The sequence below is a fragment of the Pseudomonas sp. genome (assembly GCF_049645325.1).
Taxonomy (GTDB): Bacteria; Pseudomonadota; Gammaproteobacteria; order Pseudomonadales; family Pseudomonadaceae; genus Aquipseudomonas.
In genome coordinates, this window is record NZ_JBARTQ010000662.1 from 1 (window position 1) to 22052 (window position 22052).

The window sequence follows — 22052 nt, forward strand, 5'->3', positions numbered from 1 at the left end:
GATACCGCCCCGGGCAGTCGATAAAAACACCGCGCCCGGCTTCATTGCCGCGAACTGCTCCGCGCCCATGAGGTGACGCGTGCTGGCGTCCAACGGGCAGTGCAGCGACACGAAATCACTGCGTTGGAGCAGCTCCGCGAGGGTCACGGCTGTGGCGCCATGGGCCTGCACCTGTTCACTGCTCAGATGAGGATCGTAGGCCAATACGTCCAAACCAAAACCCTCGGCGATGCGCGCCACGCGCCGGCCAATTTCCCCCAGCCCGATCAGGCCGAGGGTGCGCCCATGAATCTCTTCACCCATCAGGTCTTCACGGCTGAAAACGCTGGCATGGCGCAGTGCTTGGTCCGACTCGACAATGCGTTTGACCACCGCCAGCAACAGCCCAAAGGTATGCTCGGCGACCGAATGCGCATTGGCGCCCGCCTGGTTGACCACGGCAATGCCGGCACGGCTGCAGGCCGCCACATCAACCGTGTCGAAGCCTGCCCCCCCGGAGGAAACGCAGAGCAACTGTGGGCATTGCTCGATTAACGCCTGGTTGACGAACCAGTGTGCAGGCAACTCGTCTTTGGCGGCTGACACGTGGTAGGCGTGGGCCTGGCGCAGCGCGGCCAGGGTGCGCGCGTCATCGCCCTGGCGCGGCATCACCTGCAGGGCCAGTTGCGGGTTGCTGTGGATCATCTCGTCAAAAACGGGGCTGATCCAGAAGTCGAGACGACACACTTGCATGACGCTATTCATACGGGCTCCTGAGGATTAACGGCGGTGCAAGGACGTGGCTCGACCATGGTCAGCACGATGGCAAAGGTGATCAGTGAGCTCACGCCGAGAAAGCCGAACACGTAGTCCCAGTTGAAATTGTCGAGCAGCAACCCGACCACAAAGGGCGTGAACGCACCGCCCAGGGAGCCGCCGGTGTTGACGATGGACGCGGCGAACGGCACCCGTGACTTGGTCGCCAGGCCCATGGGGTAGACCAGGAAAGTCGAGTAGCCAATGTTCAACAAAATGCCGGCGAGCAGGAATACCGCCGACAGCAATAGCGGATCGGTGGGCGCGTTCAACAGCACGAACATCATGATCACGGTGGAGAGCGAGCTGATCAGCATCGCCGGTTTGCGCCGACGGTCGAACACCCGGTCCGACAGCCAGCCACCCAGCAGGTTGCCGATGATCGCACCGACCCACGGCGCGGAGGCGACCATGCCCATTTTCAACACGGAATACTGTTTGACGGTGATCAGGTAGGTGGGCACCCACGTCATGATCGAATAGGTGATGCCGACCATCAGGAAGTAGCCCATGGCACAGGCCCACACATTCCACGACGCCAGGATGCTTTTGTTGTGACCCAGCAGCGGCGTTTCGCGGGTGCGCATCAGCCGGTCGAACCAGGCCGGGATGTGCACCATCGGCGTGATTGAGGCTTGATTCTGTGGGCCGCTGTCCTGGATATGCTGCAGCTCACTGGCCGAGCAGTGGCGGCTGTCCGCCGGGTCGTCCTTCACCAGCCACCACCACAGCAGCGCGACGAAGAACCCCGGGATGGCGAAGAAAAAGAACACTTCGCGCCAGCCATACAGGTGCACGATCCAGGCGCACAGCGGCGGCACGAGGGCCGGTGCGACCTTGATCGACGACATGAAAATACCGGTGGCCAAGCCTTTCTCGCGCGCGGGGAACCAACGGTTGATGATCGACACGATGCCGATATTGATCGGCCCTTCCGCCGCCCCCAATAGGGCGCGCGCCAGCTTGAGTTGCAGCACGCTGCTGGTGAAGCCGATCAGCAAGGTGGCCAGGGACGTGAGAACCAGCGAGCCGGTCAGCAGTTTGCGAATGCCGTAGCGGCCGAACAGGTAGCCGGCGGGGATCTGCACAATGGCGTAAGTCAGGTAGAACAGGCTGGCCAGGGCGCCGATGTCGGTGTTGCTCAGGTGGTATTCCTGCTTGATGAATGGCACCACCACGCCGATGTTGGCGCGGTCGGCGCCGGCCACCATGTAGGCGAGGAAAAACAGCCCTGCCACGACCCAGCGAAAACGGCTGGCGGGTTTGGAATCAGCATTCATTTCTTCACCGGTTTTTTCTTGGAGTTATGGTCGGTACGTCGTGAAGAAACCCTCACGCCAGTAGGCCGTGAGCGAGATAGTGCCGAGGAAATTTAAGTAGACATAGAGATATTCCGTGAACTAAAAATATTCCAAACCGTGATGAGAATTGCCCTGTGCCCACCTTCAAACAGCTGGAAGCGTTGCTCGCCGTGGTCGACCACGGCACCTTCGACGGCGCCGCCCATCGCCTCGGCCAAGTGCAGTCGGCCATCTCCCGGCAGGTCCAGGAACTCGAACACTGGCTCGGTTTTGCGCTGTTCGACCGCAGCGGGCGCAGCGCCAAACCCACCGCATTGGCGGCTCAGGTGGTGGCCCAGGCACGCGAGGTGCTGCTGCAACGCGACATCGTCAACAGCTGCCTGCTCAGCCCCGAAGACCTCAGCCGCAAACTGCGCATCGGCATCACCGAGCTCAGCGCCCTGACCTGGCTGCCGCGCTTGATCAAGGCTATTGCCGCCGATTACCCCAAGGTGCGCATCGAGCCCGAAGTGGACTTGAGCGTGCGCCTGCATGGGTTGCTGATGGCCGGCGTGGTGGACGTGATCGTGGTACCGGATGCGTTCAGCAGCAATGGGCTGATCAAGGTCAGGCTCGATGAGGTACACAATAACTGGTTCTGCGCGCCCGGTTTGCTCGACCCACAGCAGGCGCTGACGCTGGAAGACTTGAGCCGGTTCACCCTGCTGGCCCAAGGCAAGTCGTCCGGGTCCGGCTTGCTGATGGACAGCTGGCTCGCCGCCCACCAGGCCAGCCCCAGCGCGCATATTCCGTGCAGCAGCCTGGCCGCGCTGATCGGCCTGACCGTGTCCGGGCTGGGCGTGACCTACCTGCCCGACGCCACCGCCGCGCCTTACCTGCTCACCGGGCAACTGGTGCAACTCAACGTCGAACCACCATTGCCCACCACGCCGTACGTGGCCCTGGCACGGGCCGACAGCTACAGCCCGTTGCACCGCCATGTGGTGGAACTGATGAGCGCACACTGCGACCTGCAACAGCCTTATGGGCGGCCATCATGATCAATATCAAACAGATCGAAGCCTTCTACTGGACGCTGAAACTGGGCACGTTGCAACGCGCCGCCACGCGCTTGTACATCACCCAGTCAGCGGCGACCAAACGCCTGCAGGAACTGGAAAAACACGCCTGCCTGCCCCTGTTCGAAGCCGCTAGCCACAAGGCGCAACTGACCGCCAAGGGCGCGCAATTGCTGGAGGCCAGCGAAGGCCTGATCCACAGCCTGGCAGCGCTCGACGCCTTGCGCGACGCCAGCCGCCAGACCCTGCGCACGGTGCGGATGGGCCTGACCGAACTGGTGACCATCACCTGGTTCACCGACTTTGTCGCGCGCAGCAAGGCCGCGTTGCCGGACATCCAATTGCACCCCGACGTGGACCTCTCCGCACGCCTGCAACGCAAGTTGCTCGATGGCGACCTCGACCTGGTCGTGATCCCGCAGGACTACGTCACCGCCGCCATGGCCTCGATCCCGTTGCAGTCGGTCGAGTTCACCTGGCTCGCGCCGCCGCAGCTGTTTCCCGCAGGCACCACGCTGTCGCTCAAGCAACTCGCGCGCTGGCCGATCATCGTGCAAGGCCCGGACTCCGGCATCACCCAGCGCTGCGAGCAACTGTTCGCAGAACAGGGCATCGAGTTCAACCACGTGTACGGCAGCAACAGCCTGTTCGCGCTGTTGGCGTTGATCCGTGCGGGAGTGGGCATCAGTTGTTTGCCCAGGGGGTTGTTCGTGGAGCACATCGAGCGCGGGGAATTCCAGGAGGTGACGCTGGAAGTGCCGCCGGCGGCAGTGAATTACCAACTGGCGTTTCTCAAGCATGGGCGCACCGAGTTGATCGACACGCTGGCAGGCCTGGCCAAGCTGTCGGCGACGGGCGCTTAGCCGACTGAAAAATGAACGGCGGTGCTAGAGCAACAACCGCGAATAATCACAGCATTGCTGCGCCAACTGCGCCACGTCCTGGTTCAGGCCAAATTGCCGATCCACCCGGTGCAGCGCCACGTACTGGATGCTCGGCAGTTCCGGCTGCGTGACCAACGCGCGCAATGTGCCCTGCTCGATCAGGTGCGACAGGCACGCCTTCGGCAGGTAACTCACGCCGATTCCCGACAACGCCAGGCCCACCTGCACCAACAGGTTGTGGCTGGTAAGCGTGCGCGGCATCTGCACGTTGTGCGCGGCCAGCCAGCGTTCGTAGATCAACCCGGTGCCCGACTGCGCGCCCTGGGTCAGCACGGTGTAACTGGCCAGTGTCTCCAGGCTGATCGGGTCGGCGTCGGGAATCAGCCCGGGCGAACACATCCAGGCGTTTTCAACGCATTGCAGCGGCGTGCTGTGAAAGCGTGGGTCGCTGTAGACGTCCGGCACGATCACCAGGTCCAGTTGGTCGCTTTCCAGCTTGCGGAACAACTCGCTGCTGAGTTCCACCGAGGGTTCGATCTGCACTTTGGGGTAAGCCTGGCGCAGCGCTTCGACCAGCGCCGGCAGCCAGGTCAGCGCGGTCAGCTCGGTGACGCCCAGGCGAAACCTGCGCACCAGCACTTCCCGTGCGCTGACCCGTTCGAGCAATTGGTCTCGGCCCTTGAGCAGATCCTTGGCGTAATCGAGCAGCTCGCCGCCTTTTTCGGTCAGCCGTGCATTGCGTTTGCTGCGGTCGAAAATCTCGACGTCAAAGGTTTCTTCGAGCTCCTGGATACGTTTGGAGATGGCCGACTGAGACATGTTCAGCTTGTTCGCCGCCGCCTCAAAACTGCCCAGCTCGGCGATCCAGTACAACGCGTCGATTTGCTTGAAGGTGATCATGGCGGCCACTCATGAGAAAAAGCGATGCTATCACATCATAAAATATCGCTAAAACTGTCCGTTCATCGCTCCTAAGATCCGGCCATAGCCCATCGCTATCCAACGATTCTGGAGATTTGCCATGTCCTTGCCCGGTTCCCGCATCCTTCCCAACGCGCCCATGGCCCCGGCCGAGCTGGTCGAAGCGTTTGCCCATGTGGTCACGCCGCATATCAGCGACAACCTCGGCCGCCATATCGGCGCCCGTGGCCTGACGCGCTACAACCGCACCGGCAAGCTGGTGGGCACGGCGATTACGGTCAAGACCCGCCCCGGTGACAACCTGCTGATCTACAAGGCCATGAGCATGATGCAGCCCGGCCATGTGCTGGTGGTGGACGGCCAGGGCGACACCAATAACGCGGTGATCGGCGAGTTGGTCAAGCTTTACGCCCAGCAACGCGGTTGCGTGGGGTTTGTGATCGATGGCGCGATTCGCGACGTCGCCAGCTTTGACGACACGCCGTGCTACGCCCGTGCGGTGGTGCACACCGGGCCTTACAAAACCGGCCCGGGCGAAGTGAATGTGCCGGTGTCCATCGGCGGCATGTTGATCAACCCCGGCGATTTGCTGGTGGGTGATGAAGACGGCCTGGTCGCCTTTTCCCAGGCCGACGCCGCTGAAGTACTGCGCCGCGCCGGGCAACATGCCGAGCATGAAGACGCGGTCAAAGCCGAAATTGCGACCGGTAACCTGCGCCAAAGCTGGATCGACAAGGTGCTGGTCAACGCCGGCCTGGCGGATTGAAGGGAATCGTCATGAGCCGTGCATTTTTATCCGACCGCGTGCTGGGTATCGCGCCCTCCCCCAGCGTCGCTGCCAACGCCTTGGTCACCGAGCTGCGCGCCCAGGGCCGCGATGTCGTCAACTTCACCGTCGGCGAGCCAGACTTCGACACCCCCGCGCATATTGTCCAGGCGGCCGACCTGGCGCTGCACAGCGGCGACACCCACTACACCGCCACCACCGGCACGCTCGCGTTGCGCCAGGCGATCTGCCTCAAGCTGCACCGCGACAACGACCTGGTGTATGGCCTGGACGAGGTGGTCGCCGGCTGCGGTGGCAAGCACATCATTTACCACGCCCTGGCCGCGACGCTGAATCGCGGCGATGAAGTCATCGTGCACACGCCGTATTGGGTGTCGTACCCGGACATCGCCCGGCTGAATGACGCCACGCCGGTGATCATCCCGGGTGACGAAAGCCTCGGCTTCAAGCTGGCCCCTCATGCGCTGGAAGCGGCCATCACCCCGCGCACCAAATGGGTGATCCTCAACAGCCCGAACAACCCCAGCGGCGCGGTGTACAGCGAGGCCGAGCTGTTGACGTTGGCCGAGGTGCTGCGCCGCCATCCCCATGTGCTGGTGATGGCCGATGAGATCTACGAGCACTTTGTGTACGGCGAGGCGCGCCATGTACCGCTGACGCGTTTGGCGCCCGACCTCAAGCCACGCACGCTGATCGTCAACGGCGCCTCCAAAGGCTATGCCATGACCGGCTGGCGCCTGGGTTTTGGTGCAGGCCCGGCGTGGCTGATCACGGCCATGGCCAAACTGCTCTCGCAAACCACCACCTGCCCCAGCTCCCTGAGCCAGGCCGCCGCCGTGGCCGCATTTGCCGGCGACCAGACGCCGATCGCCGACATGCGCGAGGAATACCGCCAGCGTCGCGCCCTGATGTTGACGCTGCTGGCGGGCATTCCTGAATTGCGCGTGACGCCGCCGGATGGCGCGTTTTATGTGTTCGCCAATGTCGGTCAACTGATGGGCAAGTTCACCCCCCAAGGTGATCGCCTGGAGAGCGATACCCAACTGGTCGACTACCTCTTGCGTGACTACGGCCTGGCCACGGTCAGCGGCGCGGCGTACGGCATGTCGCCGTATGTGCGCCTGTCCTTTGCAAGCTCGCGGGCCGTTATCGAAGAAGGCTGCCGACGCCTCAAAGACGCCTGCCACGACCTGCGCTGAACACCCTGCTGCACCCGGCGGCCAACGGATGGCTGCCTTTTGACTGCCTAGAACAACAACTTAAAAATCATTGATCTCAAATGAGGCACTCCCATGCACACGCCCCGTCTTTCGCTGGTCTGGCAAATCATGATCGGCTTGCTCGCCGGCATCGCCATCGGCGCCCTGCTGCACCGCTTTCCCGAGTCACGACCGTGGCTGGTGGACAACCTCCTGCAACCGGCGGGCGATATCTTTATCAAGCTGATGAAGATGATCGTGGTGCCCATCGTGTTCGCCTGCATGGTGGTGGGCATTGCCGGGCACGGCGACGGCAAGGCGCTGGGGCGCATAGGGGTGAAGGCCTTGAGTTACTTTTTCTGCATCACCACCCTCGCGATCATCGTCGGCCTGGTCATGGGCAACCTGCTCAAGCCCGGCGCCGGCACTGAACTGTCCAGCCTGCAAGCGGCGAACATCACCCTGCCGACCAGCAGCGGCGGTGGGCATAGCCTGGGGCAGATTATCGTCGGCATCATCCCCGACAACGTGGTCAGCGCCATGGCCCAGGGCAGCCTGTTGTCGGTGCTGTTCTTCGCGGTGATGTTCGGCCTGGGCGTTTCGCGCCTGCCGGCTGAACGCAAAGAGCCGGTGATCGCCCTGCTGCGCGGCGTGTCCGAGGCGATGTTCAAAGTCACCTTGATGATCATGGCCTACTCGCCCATCGGCGTGTTCGGCATGATCGCCGTCACCGTCGCCAACTTCGGCTTTGGCTCGTTGTTGCCGTTGGCCAAGCTGATCATGGTCAGCTACCTGTCCATCGCTTTTTTTGTGTTGGTGGTACTCAACCTGGTTGCGCGGTTGTGCGGGATCAACCTGTTTGCCTTGATGCGCCATATCAAGGATGAACTGGTGCTGGCCTTCTCCACCGCCAGCTCGGCGGCGGTGATGCCGCAACTGATGAAGAAACTCGAAACCTACGGCGTGCCGCCTTCGCTGGTGAGCTTTGTGGTGCCGGTGGGCTACTCGTTCAACCTCGACGGCGCCTCATTGTTTCTCGGCATCGGCACGCTGTTCGTGGCGCAGTTGTATGGCATCGAGCTGAGCCTGGCGGACCAGGCCTTGCTGGTGGTGACCATGGTACTGACCTCCAAGGGCGCGGCTGGTGTGCCGGGGTTCATGTTTGTGATTCTCTCGGCGACGTTGGCGAGCGCCGGGTTGCCGCTGGAAGGCATCGCGTTTATCGCCGGGGTGTATCGCTTGATGGAGATGCCGACCACGGCGTTGAATGTGTTGGGGAATGCGTTGGCGCCGCTGGTGATTGCGAAGTGGGAGGGGCGTAGCGCGCAGGTGGCGCCGGGGCCGAGCGCGCAGAATATTCAAATGCGCTAGTGTGAAACCAAGAATAAAGGCGCTCCTGAGAGCGCCTTTATTCCATTCAAGTTACTGCTCTGAGATCGACTTGGTATCAGCTTTTGCGCCGCCAATCGCGATGCGCTTGGGCTTCGCCTCCTCCGGAACCACCCTGAGCAAATCAATGCTCAGCAGACCGTTAGCGAGCTGTGCGCCTTGAACTTCAATGTGGTCGACCAGACGGAATGACAGGCGAAACGCGCGCTGGGCGATACCTTGGTGCAAGTAAGTAATGCCTTCATCCTGCTCGCGCTTGCCACCAGCGACGGTCAACACACCTTTTTCCACCTGAATGTCCAGGTCATCCTCCACCAGGCCAGCCGCTGCAATAACGATCCTGTAATGATCATCACCGTGCTTTTCGACGTTGTGAGGCGGATACGTGGTGCCCGCCTCGCTGCGCAGCGCCGATTCGAAAAGGTCGTTGAAACGATCAAAGCCTACGGAGTGGCGGAACAACGGGGCCAAGGAAAGAGTAGTAGCCATTGCGAAATCTCCTGAGTTTTCTCCAAGTGATTTAACACGCGACCCGCATTTGGCATCGCGTAAGGCCTAGGTAAGTCCAGGGTCAAAAAATTCAAGAGTGACCAACAAAAAATTTACCCAGTGCTCTGTAAACCTGCTGAAGCCCCCAACACGGGCGTATGGGTCGGTGTGTTCAAAACGAAAACCCATGGGGCAAAGCGAGCTGAACAGGCCAAATCCAAGGCAAAAAAAAGCCTGCATCTCTGCAGGCTTTTCTCTATCTGGCTCCACGACCTGGACTCGAACCAGGGACCCAATGATTAACAGTCATTTGCTCTACCAACTGAGCTATCGCGGAATGCGCCGTATGTTACTGATTAAAAAGAAGAAGTCAAGCACTTGCGGGCGTTCGGGCTGATAACCGGTACCCGGCTAGGCAGGGCTGGCCATTTCCTTGGCCAAATCCAGCCAGGCACGGGCGGCAGGCGGTAGATGAGCGCTGGCACGCCAGGCCAGGGCGATGTGCCAATCGGTGTGCGGTTCGTCCAAAGGAATCAAGGCGATGCCCGCGTGTTGATGCGTGTGCGCGAGCATGCGCGGCAGGAAGGCCACGCCCAGCCCGGCGGAGACCAGGTCAACGATAAAATCGATCTGCCCGCTGCGCGCGGTGACTCGCGGTGTGACACCTTTGCGTTCGCAGGCGGCCAGAATCTTGGCGTTCAGGGCAAAGCCGGCTTCGAACAAAATGAACGGTGAGTCGGCGAGGTCGGTGAAGTCGATGCGTTTGCGCCGCGCCAGAGAGTGGCTTACGGGCAGCACGGCCATCAATGGTTCATTGCGCACCGGCTGGCAGTCAAACCCCTCGTCCACCGGCAGCAGCAGCGCTGCCAGGTCCACCTCCCCTGCGTCGAGGCACTCGCGCAGTTTTTTACTGCCGTACTCGGTGAGTTCGATGTCGATGTCCGGGTAGCGGCTGCGGTAAGTGGTGAACATCGCCGCAAACAGCACGCCACAGCCCACCGGCGGCAGGCCGATGCGCAATACGCCGCGTTTGAGGCCGCGCAAGTCGTTGATCTCCGCCAGCAGGTCGTTGCTTTCGCCGAGCATGACCAGGGCGCGACGGTAGGCAATTTCGCCCGCGGCGGTGAGTTCGTTCTTGTGGCCGAAGCGATTGAGCAGCGGCATGCCCAGTTCGTCTTCGAGGGTCTTGACCGCCTTGCTTACCGAGGACTGAGTCAGGGACACCACCTCGGCCGCCTGGGAGAAACCACCCTGGCGCACCACTTCGACAAACGCGCGCAATGTCCTCAGGTTCATCAGTATTCCCTTAGCGACTGGCTACCAGTAATAAAAGTTGTTTTTATCATGCCAGATGTTTGCTTATGGTGAAGCACTTTGCCTTGTGGAGACACCGTTCATGATCATCTCGTCCGCCTCCGATTACCGCGCAGCGGCCAAGCGCAAGCTGCCGCGCTTCCTGTTCGACTACATCGATGGTGGCGCCTACGCCGAGCATACGATGCGCGCCAACAGTTCGGACCTGGCAGAGATCAGCTTGCGCCAGCGCATCCTGCGCAATGTCGACAACCTCAGCCTGAAGACCACGCTGTTCGGCCAGGAACTGGCGATGCCGGTGATCCTCAGCCCGGTGGGCCTGACCGGCATGTATGCGCGCCGTGGCGAGGTGCAAGCGGCCAAGGCGGCCGCCCACCAGGGCATCCCGTTTTGCCTGTCGACGGTGTCGGTGTGCTCGATTGAGGAGGTCGCGTCGCAAAGCCCGCAGGCGATCTGGTTCCAGCTGTACGTGCTCAAGGACCGCGGTTTTATGCGCAATGCCCTGGAACGCGCGCAAGCCGCAGGAGTGACAACGCTGGTGTTTACCGTCGACATGCCGACCCCGGGCGCGCGCTACCGGGATGCGCATTCGGGCATGTCCGGCCCGTTCGCGGCGTCGCGGCGCATGTTGCAGGCCGTGACCAAGCCGCAATGGGCATTCGACGTGGGGTTGATGGGACGCCCGCACGACCTGGGCAACATCTCCAAATACCTCGGCAAACCCACGCACCTGGAAGATTACATTGGCTGGCTGGCCAACAATTTCGACCCGTCGATCAGCTGGAAGGACCTGGAATGGATTCGTGATTTCTGGAAAGGCCCGATGATCATCAAGGGCATCCTCGACCCCCAGGATGCCAAGGACGCCGTGAGTTTCGGCGCGGATGGCATCGTGGTCTCCAACCATGGCGGCCGGCAGCTGGATGGCGTGCTGTCCACGGCAAAAGCACTGCCGTCGATTGCCGACGCGGTGGGCGATGATCTGACTGTGCTGGTGGACTCGGGCATTCGCTCAGGGCTCGATGTGGTGCGCATGCTCGCCTTGGGTGCAAAAGCATGCCTGCTGGGCCGCGCGACCGCTTACGCGTTGGCTGCAGACGGCCAGCACGGAGTAGAAAACCTGCTGGATATTTTCGCCAAGGAGATGCGCGTCGCCATGACGCTGACGGGCGTGACGTCCGTTGACCAGATCGACCACACGACGCTGGTTCAATCAGCCAAATAACTGACGGCACTCTGCAACGACCGTTTATACATTTAAAAAACGGTCGTTGATTTATAAGGAGTTTTAATAAGTTAAACGAAATGGCATGAATCTCGCTCTAAACCGCTTCAAGCAGGTTAAGCGATGACAAGACGTGTGGCAGGGCCCAGGGGTTATAACCCGGGGCAAAGCGGTTTAAACTGTTTCCATGTTTTACGGAACTGAAGGAACAGTAAGACGCTTGGCATTTGCCGCTCTCGTGCAGCCTGTAAGACAGTTAAGTGCTTAGAGGCCGACAGCTTATGAAATCACCGACCCAGACCAACGCAATTGACTTCGACAGTGCCAAATTGCAACGCCTGGGGTTTGGTCAACCAGCCCTCCGCCCTCACCGCCCCGTCACGTTCGCCCAACTTCGCCAACAACTGAGTCAGCAATTGCAGACCAGCCTGGAGCCGGAGCGCATCCTCGGCCTGTTCTTTCGCGAGATCCAGCGCCTGGTGCCGCTGGACGCGCTGCAATACCGCCACGAAGCCAGCGACCTGCGCCTGGAATTCGGCCACCGCGGCCACCACTCGGTGAGCTATAGCTTGAGCCACGAGGGTGAGCATCTGGGCGAGCTGATATTCCGTCGCAACCAGCGTTTTATGGAAGACGAGCTGAGCCAGCTGGAATCGCTGTTGGCGACGTTGCTGTATCCCATGCGCAACGCCCTGCTCTACCGCGCCGCCACCCGTAGCGCCCTGCGCGATCCCTTGACCGAAACCGGCAACCGCATTGCCATGGACCAGACCCTGCAACGCGAAATCGACATGGCGCGCCGGCATCTGCACCCACTGTCCTTGCTGATGCTGGACATTGATCACTTCAAGAAAATCAACGACACCCACGGCCATGCGGCGGGCGATACTGTGCTGCGTGCCGTGGCCGGGGCGATCAAAGGCCAGCTGCGCAATGTGGACATGGTGTTTCGGTTTGGCGGGGAAGAATTTCTGATCCTGCTGTCCAACACCGGCCGGGATGCGGCGGGGATGGTCGGTGAACGGCTGCGCCAGGCGGCGCAAGCCCACGATTATTGGGCCGATGATACGCGGATCGAACTGACGGTGAGTTTGGGTTGCTCGACCTTGCTGGCTGCCGAGTCTGCTGAAAGCCTGCTGCGCCGCGCCGACAGCGCCTTGTACGTGGCCAAGCGCGAAGGCCGCAACCGCTTGGCAATGGCGGGGTAAGCACCCCGCCATCACGGTTACATCACGCTTCGCTGGCGACGCGTGCCTGGCGTTCGCGCACAGCGACGGGCGCCTTTTCCTTTTCTTTCTCCAACCGCATGCAGCTTTCCAGAAACAGGTACATGTAGTCGTAGCTCTTGCACACCGCCTGGCGCAGCTCTTCCTGCAGGGCCTTGGTCGGGTTCATCCCGGCCAGGGTGCAGATGATTTCCAGAGCTTCCCACGGGTGAGCATCGTCGTACTGGGCGTGCATCTTCAGCCACTTCATTGCACGTTTACGGTCTTCCTCGGGGAAGGCGGCTGCATAGACGCCAGTCGAACAGACCACGGCGGACCACTCCCCAGTCGCCCCCTCGATCGCATAGTTGGTGGCGGCAATCGCGACGATCAACGCATCCGCCGAGCTGGTATGCCAGCACCAATGGCTCAGTGCGTGCAATTCCGGCGGTACGTTCTGCGCTTGCAGTTCTTCGAGGCTCACGCCGTGAGCGCGGGCCCAATGCACCCAATAGTCGGCGTGGTTGAGTTCCACGCGAATATTGCGCATCAGCCAACGTCGCGCCATATCCTCCCCAGGATGGCGGGCAAACTTAGTCTTGGTGAGGTTCTGTGCCATGTACAAGGCAAACTGTTCAACCACGGGCCAGCCACCGATCAGGTAGTGGCGCATGGTCTTGGCGCTGAGCGTGTTGTCACGCATGCGCTGATACAGTTCGTGCTCGACAACTCGGCGCTTGCTCTCGCTACAGTCCTGGATCAATTGTTGCGCCCAGGCGGGGTAACTAGAGGCTTCCATAAGCGGGCCGGTTTTGTTGAATGTGTCGATCACTGTAGGGCTCCTTTTTAAGTGTGATTGTACAGACCAGCAAATGTTTCAGCGGAATGTGCCGGGCGCCTTGAATAACAGAGGCTGCGGCCGCACAGGTCGACACTGCAAGCTATCAAAGGTAAACAATTGCGGGCGTTCAATCAGGTAGCCCTGAGCGTAATCCACACCGATCTCAAGTAAAGCCTGTTCGATTTGCGGTGTTTCAACAAACTCGGCAATTGTGCGCTTACCCATGACGTGGCCGATGTGGTTGATCACTTCGACCATGGCGCGGTTAATCGGGTCGTCCAGCATATCCTTTACGAAACTTCCATCGATCTTCAGGAAGTCTACAGGTAAATGTTTGAGATAAGCGAATGAGGACATTCCGGCACAAAAGTCATCCAGCGAGAAATGACAACCTAAGGCTTTGAGTTCATTAATAAAACGAATCGCACTGCCCAAATTTGCGATAGCACTCGTTTCTGTTATTTCAAAACAGATCATGGTGGGTGGAATGTTATAAGCGGCAAATTTCTCACGTAAAAATCCGAGAAAGTCGTCATCGCCAATCGTAATACCTGACAGATTTATCGCACACATAGCCATAGGACGGCCTGGACGTTCGCGCAGGCAGTTAGAAATAATTTTAAATACATTTTCAACTACCCAACGGTCCAGCGACGTCATCAGGCCATACCGTTCGGCGGCCGGAATAAAGCTGTCGGGCAAGATGATCCGGCCCGCCTCATCGTGCAGGCGCAGCAGGATTTCAATGTGACCATTGCCGCCATCGGTCTGGCCCAGCGGCGAGATCTCCTGGGCATACAAACAAAACCGATCCTCTTCCAGGGCCATGTGCAGCCGCTGCACCCAGGCCATTTCGCCAAAACGCACGGACAATTCCGAGTCATCGGCGTGGTAGACCTGCACGCGGTTGCGGCCTTTTTCCTTGGCCATGTAGCAGGCCATGTCCGCCGCGCGCAGCGAGGTTTCCAGGGTGGTCGGGGTCTGTGAGATATGCACCAGGCCGATACTCACGGTGGTCATGAACGGCCGGCCCTTCCACACAAAATGCAGGCTTTGCACGGTGTGGCGCAGGCTCTCGGCGATTTTTTCCGCCACCGGCGCCGGGCAGTTTTCCAGCAGGATGCCGAATTCGTCGCCGCCCAGGCGCGCGAGGGTGTCACCCTCGCGCAGGTCCGATTGCAGCAACGCGCAAATATGCCGCAACAACTCGTCCCCCGCCGCATGGCCACAGGTGTCGTTGACCAGCTTGAACTGGTCGAGGTCGAGGAACATCAAGGCGTGTCGCCCGTTCTGCTGGCGCCCGACCTGCTGCAGCACCTGCTCAAGGCGGAACTCAAACTCGCGGCGGTTGGCCAGGCCGGTCAGGGCGTCATGCGTCGCCTGCCAGGACAGGTTGGCGATGTATTGGCGTTCCTGGGTCATGTCGTGCAGGACCAGCACCGCACCGCTGACCTTGCCCGCGCTGCGGATCGGCGCGCCCACCAGGGTGACTGAGACCGTGCTGCCATCCACGCGCTGGATCAGCTTGGAGTGTTCGCTGCCGCCGCTGAGCTGGCCCTTGATGATGTGCTCGATCAGCGTAAAACCGTCGGGCTCGGCATTTTCATCCAGCAATTTGAACAATGCCGCCAAGGGCAAACCCTGGGCCTGGGCCGACTTCCAGTGAGTCAGCGCCTCGGCCGCCGGGTTCATGTAGGCGATGGCGCCGTCGACATCGGTGGTGATGACCCCATCGCCAATCGACTCCAGCGTGATCTGCGCCCGCTCCTTCTCGGCCTGCAGGGCGTTGGCGAATGCGTGGCGCTGGGTCAGCAGCTTATGGGTGCGCAACAACGCGAGGACGATCAGGCCCAGGGCAGTGGCGAGGTTGGTGATCAACAGCAGGCGCAGGATCATCCGCGAACCTTCGCCCAAGGCATCGCTGAACGCCTTGGCCGCCGGGGTCACGCCGTCGTTGATGGCGATGATACGTGCCTTCCACTCGCGGACCTCCTTGCCACTGACCTGATCAGTGGTGATCGCCCGGTGCATGGCTTGGGCCAAGTCATCCAGTTGCACCAGGTAACCGTCGCCGACGGTCCACAGCTCAATGGCTTTTTCGAGGTAGCTGAAGTGGCGGAAGTTGAGGTACAGCCAGATCAGGCTGGAGACGTCATCCGGGTGGTTGCCGCCTTTAAGGATGCCCAGGCGCGCTGCACTCAGGTCTGGCGTGGAACGGTCGAGAGCGACGCGCAATTCATGCCCACCCTGGGGCACGGCGATGGCCTGCTGGTATTTGAGGTAAGTGGTTTCGTCGCGGTTATCCGCGTAGAGCGTCAGGTAGTAAATCGCATCTTTCTGGCCCTTGGACCACAGGCTTTCGCCAGCAACGTAGCCCCGCACCGCCGAAAGCACGTAAAGGCTGACGCAGCCCAGCAATGCCTGGAACAGCACAACGGCGATAAAGGGCCAGACAATGCCCAACAGCCGTGGCGTTCCGAGAGTCCGCTTTTGCTTCATGAAGTCCCTTGCACATGCACCGCTGGATACGCACGCGAAAAACCGTTTCCGATAGCACAGCCTAGGCTAAATCAACGTACTTGTTGCAAGTGCCCGTATAACTTCGCGTACAGGCCACCGTCGGCAATCAGTTGCTGATGATCGCCGTCTTCAGCGATATGACCGCCGTCAAACACTAATACTCGATCAGCCTGTTTCACCGCCGACAGACGGTGAGCGATGATCAGTGTAGTACGGCCACTGAGAAACCGCGCCAGCGCCTGGTGCAGGTTGTACTCGGTGGCGGCGTCCAGGGCGGAGGTGGCTTCGTCGAGGATCACCACCTTCGGCTCGGCCAACACCATCCTCGCGATGGCCAAACGTTGCCGCTGGCCGCCGGAAAAACGCACGCCGGAGCGCCCCACCACACTGTCCAGCCCCAGCGGCAGCGCCTTGACGGTCGCTTCCAGCTGGGCGATTTCCAGCGCCTGCCAGCACGCCTGGTCAGTCCTTTCGCGGCCCATGGTCAGGTTGGCGCGCACGGTGTCGTTGAACAGCGCCGGGTGTTGCAACACCACCGCGACGTTCTCGCGAATGGTCTCCAGGCCGATTTCCTGCTGTGTCGCCCCACCGAAACGAATGCTGCCCGCCTGCGGCGTGTAAAGCCCCAACAGCAGTTGCACCAGGGTGCTTTTGCCGCCACCGCTGGCGCCGACAATCGCGACTTTCTCGCCGGGTGCGATGGTCAGGTTCAACTGGTCGAGCACCAAGTCATCGCCATAGCCGAAGTCGAGGCCGCGCACTTCAATGCCGACCGTTTCACGGCCGGTGAAAGGGTCTTCACCGCCGGCATATTGCGGCTCATCGGCGCGCGCCAGCAGCTCATTGATACGTGTCAGCGCGCCGCCCGCCGCGTAGAACGCGTATTGCAGGTTCAGCAGTTGCTCCACCGGGCCGATCATGAACCACAGGTAACTGAACACGGCGAGCATCTGGCCGATGGACAGGTCGGAAAACAGCACCGTGAGCATCGCCGCGGCGCGGAAGATGTCGATGCCGAACTGGAACAACAAACCGCTGGCGCGGCTGGAGGCGTCGGTTTTCCATTGCGAGTGAATGGCGTAGTCACGCACTTCCTGGGCTCGCTGGCCGAGGCGCCCGAGGAAAAAGCCCTGGCGGTTGCCGGCGCGCACTTCCTGGATGGCGTCGAGGGTCTCGGTCAGCGCCTGGGTAAAGCGCGAGGTGCTGTCGTTCTCAAGCTTCTTCAGGTGTTTGACGCGCTTGCCCAACTGCACCGTGGCGTAGATCACCAGCGGGTTGAACAGCAGAATCAAGAGTGCCAACTGCCAGTGCATCCACACCAGGATGGCCGAGGTGCCCACCAGCGTGAGCATCGCCACCAGGAAACGGCTGAGGGTTTCACCGACGAATTTGTCCAGCGTATCCAAGTCGGTGACCAGGTGCGTGGTGACCGTACCGCTGCCCAGGCTTTCGTATTCACCGAGTGAGATGCGCTTGAGCCGTTCGATCAGGCGCACGCGGATGCGGTACACGATGTCCTTGGCCAGCCGCGCAAACAGCCGCGCCTGCACCACGTTGAACACCAGCGCGCCGCAGCGCAGCGTCAGGGTTACCAGCAGCATCAGGCCGATATACCCAACAGCCTTCTGCCAACCCAGCGGCAACGCGTGGTTCATCACTTTGAGCGCGGCATCACCATGGCCCAGCAGCACCTCGTCGACCAACAGCGGCAAAAGCAGCGGGATAGGCACGCTGCACAACGTTGCCAGCACGGCAACGCCATTGGCGATCCACAGGGATTTTTTGTGACGCAGGGCCAGGCGGCGAATTTCCGCCCAGGTCAGCGTGTCCGTGCGTTGGGGCTGGTCATACACAGGCGGCTCGCTCCAGCCATCGGGCGAGTAAAGGCGACAGTTCGGACAGAGGCTGGTAGCCGTTGGTCAGCAACGCCAACTGGCCATTGCGTTCGGCCAGCAAGGTCGGAAAACCGGCGATGCCCAAATCCTGGACCCAGGTAAAATCGGCAGCCGTGGCAGCGTGCTGTTCAGCCTTGTCGAATGCCTCGGCAAACACGATACGCGGGATGCCCGCCTGCTCGGCCAACTCCACCAGCACACTGGCAAGGGTCACATCGCGCCCTTCGACGTAAAACGCCCGCTGGATCAGCCCCAGCAGTTTCCACGCGCAATCCGGCGCCAGGCTGCGCGCGGTGACGATGGCGCGGCATGCCGGCTCGGTGTCATAGACAAAACCGTCCGGCAGCGCCCCGTCACGCTTGAACGGCTGGCCGGTGGCCTCGGTGACCGCCTGCCAGTGTTCAAGGATGTAGCGTCGCGTCGTCGGTTCGAGTGCCGCACCGCTGCCGGTGCGCAGGCCGCCCACCACCAGGTGCAGTTCCACACCGGCCGCCTGGGCCTGCTCCACCAACGCTTCGGCGACCGGGGCGAAGCCCCAGCACCAGGAACACATCGGGTCCATCACATAGAGCAGGCGCGCGGGCATGGGTCAGGCCTCGGAAGGAGATTGCTTATAATTGAAGCCAATCGGGTGCGGCATATTACGGGCCTTGGCCAGTTCAATCTGCTTTTGCCGGTCGATTGCGCTGCGACGGGTCTTCTCCGGCAGCTTATCCCAGCAATGCGGGCAACTGATGCCGGCCACATAGTGCTCGGACGCGCGGTCTTCGACGCTCACCGGTGTGCGGCAGGCATGACATTGATCGTAGTCGCCTTCGCTCAAGTCGTGGCGCACGGTGACGCGGTTATCGAACACAAAGCAGTCGCCCTGCCATTTGGTCTCTGCCTGCGGCACCTCTTCGAGGTACTTCAGGATGCCGCCCTTGAGGTGGTAAACCTCATCAAAGCCTTCGCTGAGCATGTAGCTCGACGCTTTCTCGCAACGAATGCCGCCGGTGCAGAACATGGCGACTTTCTTGTGCTTGGCCGGGTCGAAGTGGGCTTTGATATAGTCGGGAAATTCGCGAAAACTGGTGGTTTTCGGGTCGATTGCGCCTTCAAAGGTGCCGATCGACACTTCGTAGTCATTACGCGTATCGATCAACAGCACTTCCGGGTCGCTGATCAGCGCGTTCCAGTCCTGCGGGTTGACGTAGGTGCCGACTTTTTTGTTCGGGTCGACGCCTTCGACGCCCAGGGTCACGATCTCTTTCTTGAGCTTGACCTTGGTGCGGTAGAACGGCTGGTCGTCACAGTAGGATTCCTTGTGATCGATATCGTCCATCCGCGGGTCGTTTTTCAGCCAGGCCATCAAGCCATCAATGCCTTCGCGGCTGCCGGAAACGGTGCCGTTGATGCCTTCTTCGGCGATCAGCAAGGTGCCTTTGATGCCGTTGTCGACCATCGCCTGCAGCAGTGGCTCGCGCAGGGCGACGTAATCTTCGAGGGTGACGAACTTATACAGTGCCGCCACGACGATCGGTTGAGTCATGGGTGTTCTCTCCAGGTGGCTACCCTCGTAAAGGGTGAACCGGATGCAAAAAAAACGCGCCGGCTAAGCGGCGCGTTGCGGATTCTAACAAATGCCGGGTGTCAGAGACACCTGATCATCAGTCATGCCCGCCGGCGCAGGTCGGCGAGGCCGGGGCTGCGTCGATTTTCGCCCATTCCTCAGGCGTGTAGGTATGCAGCGCCAACGCATGAAACTCGCCCATCAGGTCGCCCAGCGTGGCGTAGACCGTCTGGTGGCGCTTGACGCGGTTAAGCCCCTCGAACTGCTGGCTGACCAGCACGGCCTTGAAGTGGGTCTGCAACCCACGGCTGTGCATATGGCTTTCATCCAGCACGCTCAAGTGTTGCGGGCTCAGGGCGCCGAGCGCTGTTTCGATACGCTGTTGCATAGTCATTCCTGCTTACTTCTTCTTGGCCGGTGCGGCGGCTTTCGGCGTCAGCTCGTTGGTCATGTCTTCCAACAGCTTGTTCACCACCGGCACGGCGCTTTCCAGCTTGGCCTGGGTCATCTGGGCCGACTGCTGGGTCAGCTGAGGCATTTTTTCCAGGACTTTCTTGCCCAGTGGCGACTGGTAGAACGCAACCAGGTCCTTGAGCTCGGATTCGCTGAAGTTGGTGGTGTAGAGCTTGACCATGTCCGGCTTCAGCTTCGGCCAGCCGATGGCCTGGTCCAGCGCGGCGTTGGCCTTGGCCTGGTAGCTGTCCAGTACGGACTGCTTGGCGGCAGGCGCCTTGGTCTGTTCGAAACGCTGGGCGAACATTTGCTGCACTTGCATGTACACCGGGGTACCCAGCTTGTCGGCATGGGCCAGGGTAAGGAAGGCTTCGGCACTGGCGTTATGGCTGGCGGTATCGGCAAACACTTGGCCGCTGGCGCAAACCAGAGCAACCGCGGTACAGATGGCACGAAGACGAGTCATCGAGTTTCCTTTTCTAGCAGGCGAGGTAAGACCCCAAGGGCGACCATTCTGCGCCTAAAAAACCTCGCGGCTCAACCCCAGGCCTTGCAGGGCCTGGTTTTGCGGGGCTTCAATCCGATGAACAGTGTTTTATGGAACCCCCAAGGGCGATCACGGCCTAAACTGCGCAAACGAACCTGAAGGAGTGTGCCCGATGAGCCGTATCGAAACCGACAGCCTGGGAGAAGTCCACGTCCCGGATGATGCTTACTGGGGCGCGCAGACCCAACGTTCGCTGGTGAATTTTGCCATCGGCGAGCAACGCATGCCGCTGGCGGTCCTGCACGCGCTGGCCCTGATCAAAAAGGCCGCCGCACGGGTCAACGACCGCAACGGCGACCTGCCTGCCGATATCGCCCGCCTGATCGAACAGGCCGCCGACGAAGTGCTGGCAGGCGAGCATGACGACCAGTTCCCGCTGGTGGTCTGGCAGACCGGCAGCGGCACCCAGAGCAACATGAACGCCAACGAGGTGATTGCCGGCCGTGCCAACGAGCTGTCGGGCAAGACCCGTGGCGGCAAGAGCCCGGTGCATCCCAACGATCACGTCAACCGCTCCCAAAGCTCCAACGACTGCTTCCCCACGGCCATGAGCATCGCGGCGGTACAGGCGATCACCAAGCAGCTGTTACCTGCGATCACCAACCTATCCGGTGGTCTGGCGGAGTTGTCGGCGCGGCACATGAAGCTGGTGAAGACCGGGCGCACGCACATGATGGACGCCACGCCGATCACCTTTGGCCAGGAAATCTCGGCATTTATCGCCCAACTGGATTACGCCGAGCGCGCGCTCCGCAGCGCCCTGCCGCCGGTGTGCGAACTGGCGCAGGGCGGCACCGCCGTCGGTACCGGGCTCAATTCGCCGCATGGCTTTGGCGAGGCGATTGCCTCCGAGCTGGCGGCATTGTCCGGGCTGCCATTCGTGACCGCGCCGAACAAGTTCGCCGCTCTCTCCGGCCATGAACCCCTGGTGACCCTGCACGGCGCGCTGAAAACCCTCGCCGTGGCGCTGATGAAAATCGCCAACGACCTGCGCCTGCTGGGCTCCGGCCCGCGTGCAGGCTTGGCCGAGGTCAAGTTGCCGGCCAACGAACCGGGCAGTTCGATCATGCCCGGCAAGGTCAACCCGACGCAGTGCGAAGCGCTGTCGATGCTAGCCTGCCAGGTGCTGGGCAATGACGTGACCATCGGCATTGCCGCCAGCCAAGGGCATTTGCAGTTGAACGTGTACAAGCCGGTGATCATCCACAACCTGCTCGAATCGATCCGCCTGCTGGCCGATGGCTGCAACAACTTCCAGGAACACTGCATCGCCGGCCTGGAACCCGACGCCGAGCAAATGGCCGCGCACCTGGAGCGCGGGCTGATGCTGGTGACCGCGCTCAACCCGCACATTGGCTACGACAAATCGGCGCAGATCGCCAAGAAGGCCTATGCCGAAGGGCTCACGCTACGCGAGGCCGCGCTGGACCTGGGCTACCTCACAGACGAACAGTTCGACCAGTGGGTACGCCCGGAAAACATGCTTGAGGCCGGGCATTGAACCGTAACGTTCAGGCTGTTGATGCGCTGTTGATCTGCTGTTGATCTTGATCTCAGGCGCCCCGTTAAACCACGCTGGCCGAACGCAGGTATTACGCAGCGGGCAAACCGGCAAGGATGCCGGTTTAGCCGCCCCGCGCCATGGATGGCGCGTGGCGGCGGCCCGCGGAGTAATAC

General features: G+C 61.1%; 20 protein-coding genes and 1 tRNA gene. 8 read left to right on the forward strand and 13 right to left on the reverse strand.

What is annotated here, in order from left to right; genetic code table 11:
• Positions 1 to 744, reverse strand: a 744-nt coding sequence (locus WBB95_RS28275; RefSeq protein ID WP_424490577.1) for an NAD(P)-dependent oxidoreductase, incomplete at its 3' end; no start/stop codon positions are given.
• A complete protein-coding gene (locus WBB95_RS28280) occupies positions 741 to 2075 on the reverse strand; it encodes an MFS transporter (RefSeq protein WP_424490578.1) in 1335 nt (444 codons plus the stop codon). The genes WBB95_RS28280 and WBB95_RS28275, both read right to left, overlap by 4 nt.
• A gap of 155 nt (positions 2076 to 2230) precedes the next feature.
• Between WBB95_RS28280 and WBB95_RS28285 the strand changes: the two genes are divergently transcribed.
• Together WBB95_RS28285 and WBB95_RS28290 are read left to right on the forward strand one after the other, a co-directional pair.
• Positions 2231 to 3136 (forward strand): LysR family transcriptional regulator, encoded by a 906-nt coding sequence (locus WBB95_RS28285; RefSeq protein ID WP_424490579.1) that lies wholly within the window; start codon positions 2231 to 2233, stop codon positions 3134 to 3136.
• Positions 3133 to 4017 (forward strand): LysR family transcriptional regulator, encoded by an 885-nt coding sequence (locus WBB95_RS28290; RefSeq protein ID WP_424490580.1) that lies wholly within the window; start codon positions 3133 to 3135, stop codon positions 4015 to 4017. Before WBB95_RS28285 ends, WBB95_RS28290 begins: the two co-directional genes overlap by 4 nt.
• A gap of 24 nt (positions 4018 to 4041) precedes the next feature.
• Here WBB95_RS28290 and WBB95_RS28295 read toward each other — a convergent pair whose 3' ends face one another.
• On the reverse strand, positions 4042 to 4938 hold the full coding sequence (locus tag WBB95_RS28295) for a LysR family transcriptional regulator (RefSeq protein WP_424490581.1): 897 nt from the start codon (positions 4936 to 4938) through the stop codon (positions 4042 to 4044).
• Positions 4939 to 5059: 121 nt separating this feature from the next.
• On the opposite strand from WBB95_RS28295, the gene WBB95_RS28300 reads away from it, so the two are divergent.
• The 3 genes from WBB95_RS28300 (at position 5060) to WBB95_RS28310 (ending at position 8316) form a co-directional block, all read left to right on the forward strand.
• Entirely contained in the window at positions 5060 to 5725 is a 666-nt protein-coding gene (locus tag WBB95_RS28300) for an RraA family protein (protein WP_424490582.1), read from the forward strand.
• Positions 5726 to 5736: 11 nt separating this feature from the next.
• Positions 5737 to 6945 (forward strand): pyridoxal phosphate-dependent aminotransferase, encoded by a 1209-nt coding sequence (locus WBB95_RS28305; protein ID WP_424490583.1) that lies wholly within the window; start codon positions 5737 to 5739, stop codon positions 6943 to 6945.
• Positions 6946 to 7038: 93 nt separating this feature from the next.
• Positions 7039 to 8316, forward strand: a complete 1278-nt coding sequence (locus WBB95_RS28310; protein WP_424490584.1) for a cation:dicarboxylate symporter family transporter — start codon at positions 7039 to 7041, stop codon at positions 8314 to 8316.
• A gap of 51 nt (positions 8317 to 8367) precedes the next feature.
• Here WBB95_RS28310 and WBB95_RS28315 read toward each other — a convergent pair whose 3' ends face one another.
• The 3 genes from WBB95_RS28315 to WBB95_RS28325 form a co-directional block, all read right to left on the reverse strand.
• On the reverse strand, positions 8368 to 8823 hold the full coding sequence (locus WBB95_RS28315) for an Hsp20 family protein (RefSeq protein WP_424490585.1): 456 nt from the start codon (positions 8821 to 8823) through the stop codon (positions 8368 to 8370).
• 261 nt (positions 8824 to 9084) lie between these two features.
• Positions 9085 to 9160, reverse strand: a tRNA-Asn gene (locus tag WBB95_RS28320).
• A 74-nt stretch (positions 9161 to 9234) separates the two neighbouring features.
• The gene (locus WBB95_RS28325) at positions 9235 to 10119 is read right to left on the reverse strand and encodes a LysR family transcriptional regulator (protein ID WP_424490586.1); all 885 of its coding nucleotides are present in this window, start codon (positions 10117 to 10119) and stop codon (positions 9235 to 9237) included.
• A gap of 100 nt (positions 10120 to 10219) precedes the next feature.
• On the opposite strand from WBB95_RS28325, the gene lldD reads away from it, so the two are divergent.
• Together lldD and WBB95_RS28335 are read left to right on the forward strand one after the other, a co-directional pair.
• Positions 10220 to 11362, forward strand: a complete 1143-nt coding sequence (gene lldD / locus WBB95_RS28330) for an FMN-dependent L-lactate dehydrogenase LldD (protein WP_424490587.1) — start codon at positions 10220 to 10222, stop codon at positions 11360 to 11362.
• A gap of 281 nt (positions 11363 to 11643) precedes the next feature.
• Complete coding sequence (locus tag WBB95_RS28335) at positions 11644 to 12570, forward strand: GGDEF domain-containing protein (protein ID WP_424490588.1); 927 nt, start codon at positions 11644 to 11646, stop codon at positions 12568 to 12570.
• Positions 12571 to 12592: 22 nt separating this feature from the next.
• On the opposite strand, the gene WBB95_RS28340 is transcribed toward WBB95_RS28335, so the two are convergent.
• The 7 genes from WBB95_RS28340 to WBB95_RS28370 all read right to left on the reverse strand — a co-directional run bounded on the left by WBB95_RS28340 (position 12593) and on the right by WBB95_RS28370 (position 20294).
• Positions 12593 to 13366 (reverse strand): TenA family transcriptional regulator, encoded by a 774-nt coding sequence (locus tag WBB95_RS28340; RefSeq protein WP_424490594.1) that lies wholly within the window; start codon positions 13364 to 13366, stop codon positions 12593 to 12595.
• A 78-nt stretch (positions 13367 to 13444) separates the two neighbouring features.
• Positions 13445 to 15907, reverse strand: coding sequence for an EAL domain-containing protein (locus WBB95_RS28345; RefSeq protein WP_424490589.1), 2463 nt, complete (start codon positions 15905 to 15907; stop codon positions 13445 to 13447).
• Positions 15908 to 15978: 71 nt separating this feature from the next.
• Positions 15979 to 17781, reverse strand: a complete 1803-nt coding sequence (locus tag WBB95_RS28350; RefSeq protein WP_424490590.1) for an ABC transporter ATP-binding protein — start codon at positions 17779 to 17781, stop codon at positions 15979 to 15981.
• Positions 17774 to 18376 carry a DsbA family protein gene (locus WBB95_RS28355; protein WP_424490595.1) on the reverse strand — a complete coding sequence of 201 codons (603 nt, stop codon included), beginning with the start codon at positions 18374 to 18376 and terminating at the stop codon, positions 17774 to 17776. Before WBB95_RS28355 ends, WBB95_RS28350 begins: the two co-directional genes overlap by 8 nt.
• Before the next feature lie 36 nt (positions 18377 to 18412).
• Complete coding sequence (locus tag WBB95_RS28360; protein ID WP_424490591.1) at positions 18413 to 19354, reverse strand: rhodanese-related sulfurtransferase; 942 nt, start codon at positions 19352 to 19354, stop codon at positions 18413 to 18415.
• A gap of 118 nt (positions 19355 to 19472) precedes the next feature.
• On the reverse strand, positions 19473 to 19769 hold the full coding sequence (locus WBB95_RS28365) for a BolA family protein (protein ID WP_424490592.1): 297 nt from the start codon (positions 19767 to 19769) through the stop codon (positions 19473 to 19475).
• A 6-nt stretch (positions 19770 to 19775) separates the two neighbouring features.
• A complete protein-coding gene (locus tag WBB95_RS28370) occupies positions 19776 to 20294 on the reverse strand; it encodes a DUF2059 domain-containing protein (RefSeq protein WP_003236690.1) in 519 nt (172 codons plus the stop codon).
• Between the two features lie 193 nt (positions 20295 to 20487).
• On the opposite strand from WBB95_RS28370, the gene WBB95_RS28375 reads away from it, so the two are divergent.
• Complete coding sequence (locus WBB95_RS28375; RefSeq protein ID WP_424490593.1) at positions 20488 to 21876, forward strand: class II fumarate hydratase; 1389 nt, start codon at positions 20488 to 20490, stop codon at positions 21874 to 21876.
• Positions 21877 to 22052: the final 176 nt, after the last annotated feature.

Excerpts from the sequence above, each read along its gene's own strand:
- WBB95_RS28280 (WP_424490578.1), bottom strand. The coding sequence starts at position 2,075 with ATGAATGCTGATTCCAAACCCGCCAGCCGTTTTCGCTGGGTCGTGGCA.
- WBB95_RS28290 (WP_424490580.1), top strand. The coding sequence starts at position 3,133 with ATGATCAATATCAAACAGATCGAAGCCTTCTACTGGACGCTGAAACTG.
- WBB95_RS28295 (WP_424490581.1), bottom strand. The coding sequence starts at position 4,938 with ATGATCACCTTCAAGCAAATCGACGCGTTGTACTGGATCGCCGAGCTG.
- WBB95_RS28300 (WP_424490582.1), top strand. The coding sequence starts at position 5,060 with ATGTCCTTGCCCGGTTCCCGCATCCTTCCCAACGCGCCCATGGCCCCG.
- WBB95_RS28305 (WP_424490583.1), top strand. The coding sequence starts at position 5,737 with ATGAGCCGTGCATTTTTATCCGACCGCGTGCTGGGTATCGCGCCCTCC.
- WBB95_RS28310 (WP_424490584.1), top strand. The coding sequence starts at position 7,039 with ATGCACACGCCCCGTCTTTCGCTGGTCTGGCAAATCATGATCGGCTTG.
- WBB95_RS28315 (WP_424490585.1), bottom strand. The coding sequence starts at position 8,823 with ATGGCTACTACTCTTTCCTTGGCCCCGTTGTTCCGCCACTCCGTAGGC.
- WBB95_RS28325 (WP_424490586.1), bottom strand. The coding sequence starts at position 10,119 with ATGAACCTGAGGACATTGCGCGCGTTTGTCGAAGTGGTGCGCCAGGGT.
- lldD (WP_424490587.1), top strand. The coding sequence starts at position 10,220 with ATGATCATCTCGTCCGCCTCCGATTACCGCGCAGCGGCCAAGCGCAAG.
- WBB95_RS28335 (WP_424490588.1), top strand. The coding sequence starts at position 11,644 with ATGAAATCACCGACCCAGACCAACGCAATTGACTTCGACAGTGCCAAA.
- WBB95_RS28340 (WP_424490594.1), bottom strand. The coding sequence starts at position 13,366 with ATGGAAGCCTCTAGTTACCCCGCCTGGGCGCAACAATTGATCCAGGAC.
- WBB95_RS28345 (WP_424490589.1), bottom strand. The coding sequence starts at position 15,907 with ATGAAGCAAAAGCGGACTCTCGGAACGCCACGGCTGTTGGGCATTGTC.
- WBB95_RS28355 (WP_424490595.1), bottom strand. The coding sequence starts at position 18,376 with ATGTGTTCCTGGTGCTGGGGCTTCGCCCCGGTCGCCGAAGCGTTGGTG.
- WBB95_RS28360 (WP_424490591.1), bottom strand. The coding sequence starts at position 19,354 with ATGACTCAACCGATCGTCGTGGCGGCACTGTATAAGTTCGTCACCCTC.
- WBB95_RS28365 (WP_424490592.1), bottom strand. The coding sequence starts at position 19,769 with ATGACTATGCAACAGCGTATCGAAACAGCGCTCGGCGCCCTGAGCCCG.
- WBB95_RS28370 (WP_003236690.1), bottom strand. The coding sequence starts at position 20,294 with ATGACTCGTCTTCGTGCCATCTGTACCGCGGTTGCTCTGGTTTGCGCC.
- WBB95_RS28375 (WP_424490593.1), top strand. The coding sequence starts at position 20,488 with ATGAGCCGTATCGAAACCGACAGCCTGGGAGAAGTCCACGTCCCGGAT.